Annotated in this window: 13 protein-coding genes and 1 pseudogene; 4 read left to right on the top strand and 10 right to left on the bottom strand. The window is 63.8% G+C overall.

Features of this window, described 5'->3' with window-relative positions:
- Window positions 1-9 precede the first annotated feature (9 nt).
- The 6 genes from ACEN2S_RS12770 to iolG form a co-directional block, all read right to left on the bottom strand.
- Window positions 10-588 (bottom strand): TetR/AcrR family transcriptional regulator, encoded by a 579-nt coding sequence (locus ACEN2S_RS12770; RefSeq protein WP_441866542.1) that lies wholly within the window; start codon window positions 586-588, stop codon window positions 10-12.
- A gap of 305 nt (window positions 589-893) precedes the next feature.
- The gene (locus ACEN2S_RS12765) at window positions 894-1,673 is read right to left on the bottom strand and encodes an ATP-binding cassette domain-containing protein (RefSeq protein ID WP_441866541.1); all 780 of its coding nucleotides are present in this window, start codon (window positions 1,671-1,673) and stop codon (window positions 894-896) included.
- A 1-nt stretch (window position 1,674) separates the two neighbouring features.
- A complete protein-coding gene (locus ACEN2S_RS12760; protein WP_441866540.1) occupies window positions 1,675-2,781 on the bottom strand; it encodes an ABC transporter permease in 1,107 nt (368 codons plus the stop codon).
- A 65-nt stretch (window positions 2,782-2,846) separates the two neighbouring features.
- Window positions 2,847-3,770 carry a sugar ABC transporter substrate-binding protein gene (locus ACEN2S_RS12755; protein ID WP_441866539.1) on the bottom strand — a complete coding sequence of 308 codons (924 nt, stop codon included), beginning with the start codon at window positions 3,768-3,770 and terminating at the stop codon, window positions 2,847-2,849.
- Window positions 3,771-3,847: 77 nt separating this feature from the next.
- Window positions 3,848-4,675: a sugar phosphate isomerase/epimerase family protein gene (locus ACEN2S_RS12750; RefSeq protein WP_441866538.1), complete on the bottom strand. Its 828-nt coding sequence runs from the start codon at window positions 4,673-4,675 to the stop codon at window positions 3,848-3,850.
- On the bottom strand, window positions 4,672-5,685 hold the full coding sequence (gene iolG, locus ACEN2S_RS12745) for an inositol 2-dehydrogenase (RefSeq protein ID WP_441866537.1): 1,014 nt from the start codon (window positions 5,683-5,685) through the stop codon (window positions 4,672-4,674). Before iolG ends, ACEN2S_RS12750 begins: the two co-directional genes overlap by 4 nt.
- 146 nt (window positions 5,686-5,831) lie before the next feature.
- On the opposite strand from iolG, the gene ACEN2S_RS12740 reads away from it, so the two are divergent.
- The 4 genes from ACEN2S_RS12740 to ACEN2S_RS12725 all read left to right on the top strand — a co-directional run bounded on the left by ACEN2S_RS12740 (window position 5,832) and on the right by ACEN2S_RS12725 (window position 10,209).
- Window positions 5,832-6,845, top strand: a complete 1,014-nt coding sequence (locus ACEN2S_RS12740; protein ID WP_441866536.1) for a LacI family DNA-binding transcriptional regulator — start codon at window positions 5,832-5,834, stop codon at window positions 6,843-6,845.
- 387 nt (window positions 6,846-7,232) lie between these two features.
- Window positions 7,233-7,724 carry a PaaI family thioesterase gene (locus ACEN2S_RS12735; RefSeq protein WP_441866535.1) on the top strand — a complete coding sequence of 164 codons (492 nt, stop codon included), beginning with the start codon at window positions 7,233-7,235 and terminating at the stop codon, window positions 7,722-7,724.
- Window positions 7,725-7,872: 148 nt separating this feature from the next.
- On the top strand, window positions 7,873-8,688 hold the full coding sequence (locus ACEN2S_RS12730; RefSeq protein WP_441866534.1) for an oxidoreductase: 816 nt from the start codon (window positions 7,873-7,875) through the stop codon (window positions 8,686-8,688).
- Between the two features lie 372 nt (window positions 8,689-9,060).
- Complete coding sequence (locus ACEN2S_RS12725; protein WP_441866533.1) at window positions 9,061-10,209, top strand: Fic family protein; 1,149 nt, start codon at window positions 9,061-9,063, stop codon at window positions 10,207-10,209.
- A 79-nt stretch (window positions 10,210-10,288) separates the two neighbouring features.
- Here ACEN2S_RS12725 and ACEN2S_RS12720 read toward each other — a convergent pair.
- From ACEN2S_RS12720 to ACEN2S_RS12705, 4 genes and pseudogenes are all read right to left on the bottom strand, one after another.
- Window positions 10,289-10,605 (bottom strand): annotated as a pseudogene (locus ACEN2S_RS12720) (integrase core domain-containing protein); the annotation flags it as partial.
- A 311-nt stretch (window positions 10,606-10,916) separates the two neighbouring features.
- Window positions 10,917-11,840, bottom strand: coding sequence for a sugar kinase (locus ACEN2S_RS12715; protein WP_441866532.1), 924 nt, complete (start codon window positions 11,838-11,840; stop codon window positions 10,917-10,919).
- 1 nt (window position 11,841) lies between these two features.
- A complete protein-coding gene (locus ACEN2S_RS12710; protein ID WP_441866531.1) occupies window positions 11,842-12,762 on the bottom strand; it encodes an NAD(P)-dependent oxidoreductase in 921 nt (306 codons plus the stop codon).
- Entirely contained in the window at window positions 12,759-13,493 is a 735-nt protein-coding gene (locus ACEN2S_RS12705; RefSeq protein WP_441866530.1) for an amino acid ABC transporter ATP-binding protein, read from the bottom strand. The genes ACEN2S_RS12710 and ACEN2S_RS12705 overlap by 4 nt, the downstream gene beginning before the upstream one ends.
- Between the last annotated feature and the right edge of the window lie 44 nt (window positions 13,494-13,537).

Below are 13,537 nucleotides of genomic sequence, written 5' to 3'. Positions count from 1 at the left end.
TCTGAATTCTTATGACGCCGCGATGTCCCGCGCCTGATCCGCCGCTGCGGCAAGAAAGCCCTGCGACAGCGCCTCATCGTTCACCGCGCGTGACAAGAGCACCGCGCCGACCATCAGCGACAGCATCGACATGGCCGCGCCCAGCGGCCGCGTGCCCTCAGCGGAAGGCAGCACTTCGTCGAGAACCTGCAAATGCGATTTCAGCCCGGCTTCGAAACGCTCCTTCACCTCTGGCCCCTGCCGTGCCGCATCGCCCGCCAGCGCCGCCAGCGGACAGCCATCGCCCTTTTCGCCACTGTGTTCCGGCGACAGATAAAACCCGATGATCGTTTCAAGCGCCGCATCCGGGTGGGCCGCAATCGCGTCAGACCAACGGCGCGTTGCCATTTCAAAGGCGCGTTGCGAGGCCTGCGCCATCAGATCTTCCTTCGAGGCGAACTGCTTGTAAAACCCGCCCTGCGTCAAGCCCGCGCCCTTCATCAGATCCTTGAGGCCAATCCCGTCAAAGCCATGTTCGCGGAACAGACGGCTCGCCACATTGATGATGGCCTGATGGTTTTCTTCCGCCTGCGCGCGACTGACCCGCATGGAGCACTCCCGTTTCCAGTTTGCGTGAACGAGATATAGTGAAATTAGAGACCGATTGCAATCTAAAATGCCGAAAGCCCCCGGCGTTCACCCGAATGTTGGACAGCCACCGGATGACGCAAGAAACAAATAGCTGTCCAAGGATGACACCAGAACGAACAGGATCACTTGGCCGCTCAGCGCAGAGCATGCGCCACATATGATCAAGGGCCGAAAAGCCAATGCTCTTCGGCCCTTGCTGGCCAGGCTGGGGAGGCCCGGCGGACGGGCGCGGAGGGGCCCGTCATTCTGTGGTGCCGGGGAACTCAGATGGTGCCGCCGAGCGAACCTTCCAGCTCGGCCAGTTCCTGGCCACCAGCCATCAGCTCCTGCAATTCATCGGCCTTGATCTCGCCGCGCGCGGCGGTGCCCAGCGTCTTGCCGCGGTTCAGCACGGTAAAGCGGTCGCCCACCGCCATCGCATGGCGGACGTTGTGCGAAATGAACACCACCCCCACGCCCTGCGCCCGTACCCGGTCAATCGTGGCCAGCACATTGGCGGTTTGCCGCACGCCAAGCGCCGAGGTCGGCTCGTCCAGGATCAGCACTTTCGCGCCGAAAAACACCGCGCGGGCAATCGCCACCGTCTGCCGCTCGCCGCCCGAAAGGGTGCCCACCGCCTGATCGGGGCCGCGCAGGTTGATGCCCATCTTGCGCATCTCCTCCACGGTGATCTGATTGGCCAACTGGGTGTCGAACCGCTTGAACAGGCCGCGCCCCTTGGTCGGCTCACGCCCCATGAAGAAGTTACGCGCCACTGACATCAGCGGGATCATCGCCAGATCCTGAAACACCGTGGCGATCCCCGCCTCCATCGCGTCGCGCGGGCTGGAGAAGCTGAGCGGTTTGCCCTCGAAGGTGATCGAGCCTTCGGTCGGTTTGAACACGCCGGACATGGTTTTGATAAAGGTGGACTTTCCGGCGCCATTGTCCCCCAGCAGGCAGTGGCATTCGCCCGGCCGCACATCGAACGTGACCCCGTTCAGCGCGATCACATTGCCAAAGTGCTTTTTGATGCCGTCCATATGGATGATGGGATCTGCCATATCACCGCTCTCCCGTCACGCGTTTGCGGATGATGTTGTTGAAGACCACCGCGAGGAGCAGCATGCCGCCCAGAAACACCTGAAACCAATCCTGATCGATCTTGGTATAGGTCAGGCCAATCACCACCATGCCGAAGATGATCGAGCCGAAGAAGGCGCCGATGGCCGAGCCGTAGCCCCCCGTCAGCAGGCAGCCGCCGATCACCGCCGCAATGATGCCTTCGAATTCCTTTTGGAAGCCGCGGCGGGCGTCGGTCGAACCGGCATCCAGGACCTGCATGATCGCCAGCAAAGCGGCGCAGCAGGCGGTGAACATGAACAGCGCCACTTTCACATTGCGGACCGGCACCCCGGAATTGGCCGCCGCATTGGCATCACCGCCCGAGGCAAAGATCCAGTTGCCGGCGGGGGTGCGCAGCAAGACCCAGGTGGCCGCCCCTGCCATCGCCAGGAACCACAGAATTTCGACAGGAATGCCCGGCACTTTCGCCGCGCCATTGTTGAAGGTCTCGATCAGACCCATTTCCGCCAGTTTGGCGAAGAGGCCGGTGAAGGCATCGCCCGAAAACAGCGGGGTCAGCAGATCGCCCGCCACCGCATCGCGCACGCCGCGCAATTGGGTCGAGCCGCCGGTCAGCCATTTCAGCCCCACCAGCGTCAGCCCGCGCAGGATAAACAGCGAAGCCAGCGTGACGATGAAGGATGGCAGGCCGGTCCGGATGGTCAGCTGGCCGTTCATCAGGCCCACCAGGGCCGCCGCCAGCAATGTGGCGGGAATCGCGACCAGCAGCGGCAGGCCCGCATTCACCGTCAGCGCGCCGAAAATCATCCCGGCAAAAGCGACCATCGAGCCGATCGACAGGTCGAACTCGCCCCCGATCATCAGCAGCGCCGCGCCAATGGCCAACAGGCCAAGCTGCGCCGCCGGGCTGAGAAAGTTCATGATCCCCGACAGGGTGAACATCGCGCTATCTGCGGTGAAAAGGAAAAAGACCGTCACCAGCACCAAACCGGCGATAGAGCCAAGTTCCGGCCGTTTGACGAGTGTGGCGAAGAACGTTTCCTTGCGGAGACGTTCGTCGGCCTGGGTTGTGATTTCCACAGGCATTCTGTCCTCCCTGGACGCTGTAACCGGCGCGGGGCGGCATCGCCCCGCGCCGTAAACTCTTCGGATCAGCGGATCCCTTTTGCCGACAGTTCAACCACCTGGGCCGCTTTATCGGCGGTGATCAGGTTCGGCCCGGACGGCACGTTGCCACCCGGCATCAGGCCGTACTGGGCGTTGAGCGCGAGGAAATCGACCGCCAGATACCCCTGCAGGAACTGCTGCTGGTCGATGGCAAAGGCGGCATCGCCCGCGATGATCGCCTCAAGAAAGCCTGCGGAAAGATCGAAGCTGGCCACTTTGACATCGCTGCGGCCCAGTGCTTTGACGGCAGCCACCGAGGGCTCACCCGCGGTCGAGGCCCCCAACGCCATTACCGTGTCCACTTCGGGATCGGCCTCAAGGGCCGCGCGCAGTTTGGATTCGATCTCGGTCGGATCATTGCCGGTCGGCAGCACGGTCACCGGACCGCCAAACCCCTCGGCAAAGCCCGCGCAGCGCAGGTCGAGCGAGACATTGCCCACCTCCTGGTTGACGCAGATACCTTTCTTGCCGCCCATTTCGGCCAGCTTGGCGCCAGCCTTCATGCCCGCGTCTTTCTCATCCTGCCCGATGTGCAGCAGCGCCCCGAGAGATTTCGAGACATCCGAACCGGAGTTGATCGAGATGACCGGAATCCCCGCCGCCACCGCACGTTGAATCGACGGCCCCAGCGCATCCGCATCCGGGATCGACACCACCAGACCATCGGGCTGCTGGTTGACCGCCGCGTCGATCAGCTGGCTCATCGCCACCATGTCAAAGGTTTCGGGCGAGCGGTATTCCACATTCACGCCGGTGTCCTTGGCGGCCTGCTCCACACCGTTTTTCACCACCGACCAGAACGGGTCATTGGCCTGGCCATGCGCCACCACCACGATATCGGCAGCCAGAACCGGTGCCGCAAGGCAGAGTGCCGTCGCGCCCAGCAGCGCGGCAAAAGTCTTCTTCATGTTTCCCTCCCTGGAAATGTTACGTTCTTAGACCCGGGCGGCCCTCCTGCCGCCCGTGGGATCCGGCAGAGCCGAATTCAGCGTGCCAGCGCGGCGAGCGCGCGGGCCGAGGCGGCAAGTTGCGCCTCGAGAATGTCGCGGAAGCCCGGGCCCTTATCCGTGTTGAACGGATCGGGGCCGGGGGCCGCCGGTTCGATGATGATCGGGCCCGCATAGCCAATCGCATCCAGTGCGGCGATCTGGGCGGCAAAGTCGGTATGCCCCTCGCCCACCGCGCAGCGGTTGCTGTCTGCTGCATGATAGAGCCCGATGGCCGCACCGCCCTGCCGCAAGGCGGCAGCGGGATCGGCCTCTTCGATGTTCATGTGATAGGCATCGGGCAGCAGGCTGAGGTTGGCCGCGCCGACCTTGTCCAGCAGCGCCAGCCCCTCGGCAACCGTGCGCACCTGATGGCTTTCGTAGCGGTTCAGGATCTCGAACACCACCGGCAGGCCCTTGGCAGCCGCAAAGCCGGTGATCTGCTTCACGCTCTCGATCAGCAGCGCATCCTCTTCGGCCTGCGTGCCCATGGGGCGGATGCGGGTCACCTGTCCATGACAGGAAATCCGCGGCAGGCCGGGCCCCTGCCCCAGCAACACCGCCCAGTCCATCAGGCGGCGGTAATATTCCACCGCCGCCGCGCGGACCCCGGCATCGGGGTGGGAAATATCGGCGTCGCCGGGGGTGATCGAGAAAATCTTCAGGCCCTTGGCGGCAAAAATCCTGCCCGCCTCCGCCGGATCGATCCCCTCGATGTCGCCATGCAGCTCCACCCCCTGCAACCCCGCCCGCGCCACGCGGTCGGCAATGGCGGCCAGATCCTCACCGCCGAAAATCCAGGTGCAGCAGCCGTAATCGCGCGTCATGCCGCAGCCTCCAGCATCGCCGCACTCAACGCGACGGTTTGGCCGGTCTGCGCCGAACGGGTCGCCGCTTCGGCAACGGCCAATGCCGCCACCCCATCCTGCAGGCTGACCGGCACCGCCGTGCCCGCCGCAACGGCGGCCACAAAGGCCGACCATTCCGCCGCATAGGCCCGCATGTACCGCTCAAGAAAGAAATACTCCGGCTTGGCCGAGACCGCGCCTGCCACCGTGATCTTCTCAACGGTGTTTTCCAGCACGTTCTTTGCGCCCAAAAGCCCCTCAGAGCCCAGCAGCTCCACCCGCTGATCATAGCCATAGACCGCGCGGCGCGAGTTTTTGATGACCGCGATGCGCCCGTCATTCCAGATCAGCGTCACCACCGCCGTATCAACATCGCCCGCCGCGCCAATCGCCGGATCCACGATCGAAGACCCCACCGCCGTCACCCGGTCCGGCGCGCCGCCATAGATCCAGCAGGCCATGTCGAAATCATGGATCATCATATCGCGGAACAATCCGCCCGAGACTTTGACATAGGAAACCGGCGGCGGCGCCGGGTCGAACGAAGTGACCGAGAGCAATTCGCCCTTGCCGATCTCGCCCCGGTCATAGGCCGCCTTCAACGCGGCGAAATTGGGGTCAAAGCGGCGGTTGAAACCGATCATCACCGGCGCTTTATGATGCTGCGTCGCCGCCAGACAGGCCTGCGCCCGGGCGAGCGACAGATCCACCGGCTTTTCGCACAAGACCGCTTTGCCGGCCGCCGTGGCAGCCTCGATCAGGTCCGAATGCGTGTCGGTCGAGGTGGCAATCAGCACCGCATCAATCGAGGCATCGGCCAGAACGGCCTCGACCGTCATCGCCGCGGCGCCGTATGCCTCCGCGAGTTTCGCGGCAGCCTCCGCGTGAACATCCGCCACGGCGACCAATGCGCTGTGAGCATTTGCGGCAATACTGCGCGCATGGACCTGACCAATACGGCCGGCCCCCAGCAGGGCAACCCTGAGCATTCTGCACTCCTCCCGAATCTCTGCAGAGCAACTTGTCGGGTCACATTCCCGCAAAATGCTCGCGCGAGCAATTATAATCTGCACGCGCGAGCAAAAATCTTTTCATGCCGCATCGCAGAGTGTAAAGTCAGCCCGAAGGAGACCGCATGGACGAGCCTGAATTTTTCGAGACGACATCGGTGACGGCAGATGACGTTGCCGAGGCGGCCGGGGTATCGCGCTGGACGGTGGCGCGTGCTTTCAAGAAAGATGCGTCGATTTCCAAGAAAACCCGCGCCAAGGTGATGACGGCGGCCGAGGCCCTCGGCTATGTGCCCGACCTGCACGCCGCAGGCCTCGCCTCGGACCGCTCCGGTCTGGTCGCGCTGATGCTGGACGACTTTTCCAACCCGCATAAACTGGTTCAGTTGGAGCGCCTCTCACGCATCCTGCGGCAGGAAGGCTGGGGCGTACTTCTGGTCAATATGCTGAGCGAGGCGGATGCTTCTTCTGCCTTTCTCGCCGCCAGTCAGCGGCGGGTGGATGCGGCGGTGGTGATCGGCACCCGCTTTGATGACAGTATTCTGAGCACGGCCCTGGGTGCGCGCCGGGTCAAAAAGCTGATCGTTTTTGCGCGCACCAGCACCAATCCCAACACCATCACCATCTGCTGCGATGATGCGGTGGCCATGCGCGAGATCGCCGATCATCTTTATGAACGAGGCCGCCGCCGCCCATTGTTCGTGGCGGGCCCCGGCGGGCAATCTGCGGTCCTCAAGCGCAAAGACAGCTTTGCCGCGCGTTGGCAGGAGCTGACCGGATGTGTGCCGCCGGTGATGCATGTGGCACAATATGATGTGTTCCTCGCGCGGGAGGCGGTGGTGGCGGAACTCTCCGACCGCGCGCGCGCCGATCTGCCCGATGTGCTGGTCTGCGAGAATGATATTGTCGCCATCGGCGCGCTGGAAGCGCTGCGGTTTTCGCTGGGCCTTCGCGTGCCGGAGGACATCGCGGTCACCGGATTTGACGATATCCCGCTGGCCAGTCTGGCCAGCCACGCGCTGACCACCTATCGCCAGCCGATCACCAAAATGGCCGAGGCGTTGGTGGGCGTGCTCGAGGGGAACGACAAGACAGAGGTCATTCTGCCCGGACAATTCATGCCGCGGCAAACGACCTGAACCTGCGTTCGGGCCGGTCGGGCACCGTCGGGTGCCGCGCCGGCCCGGCCTCTGCCCCCGGCATCCCACCAGATCTTTCTGAGGCACACCGGAAAACGCTGCGGGTGTTTGCCCGCGCTGAGCGCCATGCCGCAAGAAAGCGCCCCCTCCCCCACTGACAGACTATCCGGGCCTTTGGGTCAGGTATCCGCTCCCTTCCATCACCCCATCAATTTAGATTGCTATCGAAATCCAAAAGCAGTATTGATCTTCATCGCAATCTAAATGGAGCCTTGAAATGCGGATGAGACGCCATCAGACCGCAGAAAACCGTCCGGCCATGGTGGCGGCCAAAGCTCTCCCCGGGCGCCCGCTTGGCGCAGGCGCTGCGGCAGGGGAGTTGGTTCAATGACGCAGGAGCCACAGGTCCCGTCAGGCACGACACCCGATGGATTTTCACAGCTGATCGGGCTCTCCGGGCTCGAATGGGTCGCGGGGCTGGCCGAGGGCCGCATAGCCCGCCCCCCAATGGCAGAAACCCTGCCCTTCACCCTGCTGCCGCCCGAGGCAGGGCTGGTCAGGCTGATGGCAACGCCGGAGGCGCGCTTTTACAATCTGACAATGACGGTGCATGGCGGCTGGAGCCTGACGATGCTCGATACCGCCATGTCGCTTGCCGCGCAGACCACGTTGCAGCCGGGCGAAACCTGCCCGTCACACGAAACCAGCGCCAAATTCCTGCGCCCGATCACCGCCGGTTCCGGCGCATTGACCATCACCGGCCGCGTAGTCTCACGCGGACGCACGGTCATCACGCTCGACGGCAAGGTCGAGGATGCAGAGGGCAGGCTTTTTGCCCATGGCACATCGACATGCCTGATCCGGCCGCCACAGACGTGATCGCCGTGGTTCCGACCCTTCCGCCGGATCGGCGCGAACTTCCGGCCCGGGCTATTTGGGAACCCGCCTGCAAAGCGCGAACAGAACTGCGCAAACCCCAACCCAATGCACATGACCTTCTCCAGCACGAATGAAAGAGATCCCTTCCATGACCAAATCCAATCCTGGCGTCGCTCTGGTGACGGGCGCATCTTCCGGCATCGGGCGCGAGACCGCCAAAGCGTTGCAAAAGGCGGGGTACCGCGTGTTTGGCACCAGCCGCCGCGCCATGGCCGACGGCGGCAATGGCGTGACCATGCTCGCCTGTGACGTGACCGATGATGCCTCCGTGGCACATGTGGTTGCAGACGTCATCGCCCGCGCGGGCCGCATCGACCTGCTCGTCAACAATGCCGGTGTGGGCCTCTTCGGCGGTGCCGAGGAATCCTCGGTCGCGCAGGCGCAGGCTCTGTTCGACGTCAATGTCTTTGGCCTTATGCGTATGACCAATGCAGTGCTGCCGATCATGCGCAGCCAAGGCCAGGGCAGGATTGTCAATCTCAGCTCGGCACATGGGTTTATTCCGGCCCCCTATTTTGCCCTCTATGCGGCGACCAAACATGCCATCGAAGGCTATTCCCAATCGCTTGATCATGAAGTGCGCACGCTCGGGATCCGCGTCACGCTGGTTGAGCCGACCTATACCCGCACCGCCTTTGACGAGAACCTCGTTCAGCCGGATCAAATGCTGGATACCTACAGGGCAGCACGCGCGGACATGATGGTCACGATCGGGGAAGCGATCAAAGCGGGCGATACGCCTGAGATTGTGGCCGAAACTGTCCTGAAGGCCGCAACAGACGCCCGCCCGCAGATGCGCTACCCGGCAGGCAAGCTTGCGCGCCGGGTCAGCCTGTTGCGCCGCTTTGTCCCCGCCGCCGCGTTTGACAAAAGCCTGCGCAAGATGCTGCGGATGCCGGTCTGACGCCACCGCGGCTTTGGTATCGGCGCCGGAGATGGCCGCGTCGGTACCCTCCGATGCAGGTGACCACCCCATCCGGTACAAAATGCCTGCGGCCGCCTCTCCCGCGCATGGGATTGCGTATTTCCCGCCGGAACGGATGGGGTGGATACCGGCTTCCGACGGCATCGCGATGTGCATAGGTGATGTTGAGTAACGTCACCGGACTGAAGAAATATCCATCGAAGATGGTCGCATCACCGGGCTGGATCTGGCACAATGGCCTGTCTGGTTCATGGCGCGCCCGAGGGCGCGCGCGTGCATGATGCATAGAATGATCTTCCATAACTCATGATTTTGTCCCAATATGAGTTATAGAAAAGGACTCTATCGCTCATGCTCTGGAATTGGACGCAACCCGACTGGCCGAATTTCCGCTTTGACAGCTCCGCCGCCGAACCTCTCGAGCGGCGGTTCCTGCTGTCATCCGGAGAGATTTTGGGAGCCGTCCGCCACGTGACCAGCACAGAGCGCGACCGTTTGCGCATCGAATTGCTGGGTGAAGAAGCGATGCGCACCAGCGCAATCGAAGGCGAGGTGCTGGACAGGGCCAGTGTGCAATCCTCGCTGCGGCGTCAGTTCGGCTTGACCGCTGACGGCGCGCCGTCAAGGCCGCGCGAGCAGGGCGTCGCCGAGATGATGGTCGACGTCTATTCGACCTGTGCCGCACCATTGACCCATGACACCCTGTGTCGCTGGCACAGGATGCTCCTGTCTCACGACCGCGGCCTTGAGTCCATTGGTGCCTATCGTCGGCATGATGACGCGATGCAGATCGTCTCTGGTCGCATCGACCGGCCGACGGTGCATTTCGAAGCCCCGCCCTCGGCGCAGGTCCGGCGCGAGATGGACGCGTTCGTCGACTGGTTCAACCGCACGGCACCAGACGGGCCAGCGCCATTGCCCGCCCTGACACGCGCGGCGCTTGGGCATCTCTGGTTCGAGAGCATCCACCCTTTCGAGGACGGCAATGGCCGCCTCGGGCGCGCCCTTGCCGAAAAGTCGCTTGCCCAAAACATCGGGCAGCCGAGCCTGATCGCGCTGGCCTACACGATCGAGCGGCATCGGAAAGGCTACTACGACCAGCTCGAGACCCACCAGAAGACACTGGATGTCACCGGCTGGCTGCTCTGGTTCGCCGAGACTGTCCTCGCGGCGCAACAGGTGACGTTGACACGGGTCGCCTTTTTTATCGGCAAGGCGAAATTCTACGACCAGTTCCGTGACCTGCTGAACGACCGGCAGGCAAAGGTGATCGAGCGCATGTTTCGCGAGGGCCCGGACGGGTTCAAAGGCGGTCTCAGCGCCGAGAATTACATCGCCATGACCGGCACGTCGCGCGCGACCACGACCCGGGATCTGCAGAACTTGGTCGAGATGGGCGCGCTGCACCGAACGGGCGAGCGGCGGCATACGCGGTACTGGCTACGCCTGCAGACGGCAGACACAGACGAGCGGCGCCTGGAAGAGAAATCCGGCGGGTGACACGCATCCCACAGATCTCTCGATCTGGTATGTTCACTGAGGGCTGACGGCAAGCGGGAAGCCGGGACCGCTCAGGCCTGTTCGGGCCCGGCATCTGCTGGATCGGGTTCAGGATGGATCTGTCTGGCTCTGATGTTCTGATCTTGCCGATGTATTCTTATGGTGTGAGCCCGTTGAAGGTCTTGAGCCGACGCGCGAAGTCCTGTGCTGCCATGTTGTACGCTGCCATGAAGTCCGAGAGATGCCTTCGCAGCTGATCATGGCGGTCGTCGTGCAAGCGTTTTACAGTGGCCTCCTTGATCCTGCGGTCATCCGTTCGACCGGCCCGTTGGTCCGGGGAGGGTTGGGTTTGGGCAGCCGGTGCTCAATCCCGTTTGCCTCACATATCGTGTCAAAGCGCATCAGCCGCTGGATGCATTTCAGCTGCACAGCGCAGGACGGTGTCCCGAAGAACTGCGTGTCGGTCCGCGGCATAAGGTCGAGGTTCATGTCCGTCTCACCCATCAGTTCGCAACAGAACGACGACCAAGAGATCGGCAGCAGGCGGCATTGCGCTCGGACGGACGGGCTCGGGGGGACTTCTTAATTATCCCGCGCTCAATGCCCCGTCCAGGACCAAGGAGCGCCACACCCGGCCGCGCAAAGCGGTCCACGGCAAGATGCGGGGGCTCTGCGTCGGCTGCTGCCGGTGTTTGAGGCCGGGTGCTTTACGCGAACAACACAGGCATCGCATCTTGCGGGATGATGGCCCCCGGGTGGCAGACAACAACCGTGGCCAAGCGGGCGGCGGCGGTAATGCTCTCGGCAACCGAAAGACCGCGCGCGCGCGCCACCAACCAACCCGCGTTGAAGCTGTCCCCCGCGCCGGTCGTGTCATGCGCGGCCACGGCGGGCGGAAGCTTGTAACGCTCGCCCTGAGCGCTTCCGGCGGCCCGGTGCAGCACATCACCACCCCCGGTGGTCAGCACGATCTCGGCAGTGCTAACGGCCATCAGCCGCTCCAGCGCCGCTTGCGGCGATGTCGTGCCATAGCAGGCCGCAAGATCGTCGAGTGACGGCAGGATCATGGTGGCGATCGCAGCCATCCGGTCCATGACATCCCGCGCCGCCGCGGCATCGGGCCACAGAACCGGCCGGTAATTCGTGTCAAAAGCCACCTGCGCCCCCTGCGCCCGCCGCCGTTCCAGCGCCCCGAGCAGGTTCTCACGCCCGGTCGGGTGCAGCACGGCCAGCGTCACCGCTGACAAGATCAGACAGTCGGCCCGCTCCAACGCCCCGAGCGCCGCCGGATCGTCGAAATGCTGCCGGAACGGTGCCTGATCGCGCCAATAGGTAAAACTGCGCTCGCCCTGCGCGTCTGTCGAGATGAAACTGAGGCCGGGACGCCCGCCCTTGCGCTCTGCCAGCGCCGCGGTGTCGATGCCCTCCTCGGCGATGGCCTCGCGCAGCCACTGGCTTTGCGGATCATCGCCGAGACAGGAAAGATAGCCCACCTGCCCCGCCCCGGAGAGCCGCGCGAGATAGATCGCGGTGTTCAGCGTATCGCCCCCCGCCCGGCGGTCAAACCGCGAGGGCGTCTCGCGCTGCGCGGTGAATTCGGCCAGCGGCTCGCCGATGGACAGGTATCGCATGTCAAACCTCGTAAGGGGTGAGCAAAGGGCGGCCCGCAAAATGCGCCGCAATATTGTCGAGCACCTGCTGCGCCATCGCGCGCCGGGCATCTGTTGTGGCCGAGCCGATATGCGGGGTCAGCACGCAGCCGGGGGCCTGCATCAAAGATTGCGGCACCTGTGGCTCATCGTCGAACACATCAAGACCCGCCCCGGCAATACTGCCCGCCTGCAAGGCCTGTGCCAGCGCTTCGGCATCAACCACCGGCCCCCGCGCGACATTCACCAAAATCCCTGCGGGGCCAAGGGCGGCCAGCACATCGGCATCAACCAGCCCGCGCGTTTCCGCGCCTCCGGCCACGGTGACGAACAGCAAATCGCAATCGCGCGCCAGTGCCCGGGCATCGGCGCGATAACCATCGAGCGCGCCCGGCACCTCGCGGCGCGCGGTGTAGAGCACCTGCATCCCCATCCCACGCAAGAGATCGGCGAGCTTGCGGCCAATCCGGCCATAACCAAGGATCCCCGCCCGCCGCGCCAAGACGGAGCTGCCAAGTGCCAGCTTGCCCTTGGCCGCCCAATGGCCCGCGCGCACGAAACGGTCGCCCTCGGCAATCTTGCGGCCCGTGGCCAACGCAAGACCAAGCGCCAGTTCCGCCACCGCCAGCGACAGCACATCCGGGGTGGTGGTCACCGCAATGCCGCGCCGCCGGGCCTCGGCCAGATCCACCGCATCCACGCCGACACCATTGACCGCGATCAGCCGCAACCCCGGGAGTTGCGCCATCTGCGCCCCCGAAAGGCCGACATTGCCCGCCGTCAGCACCACTTCAACATCCGCGGCCAGGCCGATTTCACGCACCACCTCATAGCGCGCCTGCAGTTCATCGGCCATGTCCTGCGGCTTCAGCTCGGCCAGCGCCAAAAGACGCGGCAGGCTCATGCGATCTGCCCCAGGAAGTTCTTCAGCCGTTCATTCTGCGGATTGTTGAAGAAGGCCTCCGGGGCGTTTTCCTCAACGATCACGCCCTTATCCATAAAGATCACCCGGTCGGCCACCGCACGGGCAAATTCCATCTCATGCGTGACGCAGAGCATGGTCATCCCCTCGCGCGCGAGGTCGATCATCGTGTCGAGCACCTCTTTCACCATCTCCGGATCCAGCGCCGAGGTCGGCTCGTCAAACAGCATGATCCGCGGCTTCATGCACAGCGCCCGCGCGATGGCGACGCGCTGTTGCTGGCCGCCCGAGAGCTGCGCGGGGTATTTGTCGGCCTGCTCGGGGATCTTCACCCGCTCAAGGTAGTGGCGCGCGGTGGCCTCGGCCTCGGCGCGCGGAATTTTGCGGGATTTCATCGGCGCCAGCACACAATTCTCGAGCACCGTCATATGCGGGAAAAGGTTGAAGGACTGAAACACCATCCCCACATCCTGCCGCACCTTGCCAACGTTGTCGCCGCCAGCGGTCAGTTCAATGCCGTCCACCGTGATGGTGCCGGATTTGATCGACTCGAGCTGGTTGATCGTGCGGATCAACGTGGATTTCCCCGAGCCCGACGGCCCGCAGATCACGATCCGTTCGCCGCGCGCGACGGTAAGATCAATGTCCACCAGCGCGTGGAACGCCCCGTAAAACTTGTTGACGTTGCGCATGAGAATAGCGTGTTCGGTCATGATCCGTTTCCCTGAAGGTGGCGCCCGGCCGCAGCCGGCCGGGC

The organism is Phaeovulum sp. W22_SRMD_FR3, assembly GCF_052113705.1.
Taxonomy (GTDB): Bacteria; Pseudomonadota; Alphaproteobacteria; order Rhodobacterales; family Rhodobacteraceae; genus JBGQOG01.
Note: the sequence above shows the minus strand (reverse complement) of the source record. Positions and strands in the feature narration are given on the sequence as shown.

What these genes read in the sequence shown, in the direction of transcription:
- ACEN2S_RS12715 (WP_441866532.1), bottom strand. Translation starts at nt 11,840, where the DNA reads ATGCGATACCTGTCCATCGGCGAGCCGCTGGCCGAATTCACCGCGCAG.
- ACEN2S_RS12730 (WP_441866534.1), top strand. Translation starts at nt 7,873, where the DNA reads ATGACCAAATCCAATCCTGGCGTCGCTCTGGTGACGGGCGCATCTTCC.
- ACEN2S_RS12735 (WP_441866535.1), top strand. Translation starts at nt 7,233, where the DNA reads ATGACGCAGGAGCCACAGGTCCCGTCAGGCACGACACCCGATGGATTT.
- ACEN2S_RS12770 (WP_441866542.1), bottom strand. Translation starts at nt 588, where the DNA reads ATGCGGGTCAGTCGCGCGCAGGCGGAAGAAAACCATCAGGCCATCATC.
- ACEN2S_RS12725 (WP_441866533.1), top strand. Translation starts at nt 9,061, where the DNA reads ATGCTCTGGAATTGGACGCAACCCGACTGGCCGAATTTCCGCTTTGAC.
- iolG (WP_441866537.1), bottom strand. Translation starts at nt 5,685, where the DNA reads ATGCTCAGGGTTGCCCTGCTGGGGGCCGGCCGTATTGGTCAGGTCCAT.
- ACEN2S_RS12705 (WP_441866530.1), bottom strand. Translation starts at nt 13,493, where the DNA reads ATGACCGAACACGCTATTCTCATGCGCAACGTCAACAAGTTTTACGGG.
- ACEN2S_RS12755 (WP_441866539.1), bottom strand. Translation starts at nt 3,770, where the DNA reads ATGAAGAAGACTTTTGCCGCGCTGCTGGGCGCGACGGCACTCTGCCTT.
- ACEN2S_RS12760 (WP_441866540.1), bottom strand. Translation starts at nt 2,781, where the DNA reads ATGCCTGTGGAAATCACAACCCAGGCCGACGAACGTCTCCGCAAGGAA.
- ACEN2S_RS12750 (WP_441866538.1), bottom strand. Translation starts at nt 4,675, where the DNA reads ATGACGCGCGATTACGGCTGCTGCACCTGGATTTTCGGCGGTGAGGAT.
- ACEN2S_RS12765 (WP_441866541.1), bottom strand. Translation starts at nt 1,673, where the DNA reads ATGGCAGATCCCATCATCCATATGGACGGCATCAAAAAGCACTTTGGC.
- ACEN2S_RS12740 (WP_441866536.1), top strand. Translation starts at nt 5,832, where the DNA reads ATGGACGAGCCTGAATTTTTCGAGACGACATCGGTGACGGCAGATGAC.
- ACEN2S_RS12710 (WP_441866531.1), bottom strand. Translation starts at nt 12,762, where the DNA reads ATGAGCCTGCCGCGTCTTTTGGCGCTGGCCGAGCTGAAGCCGCAGGAC.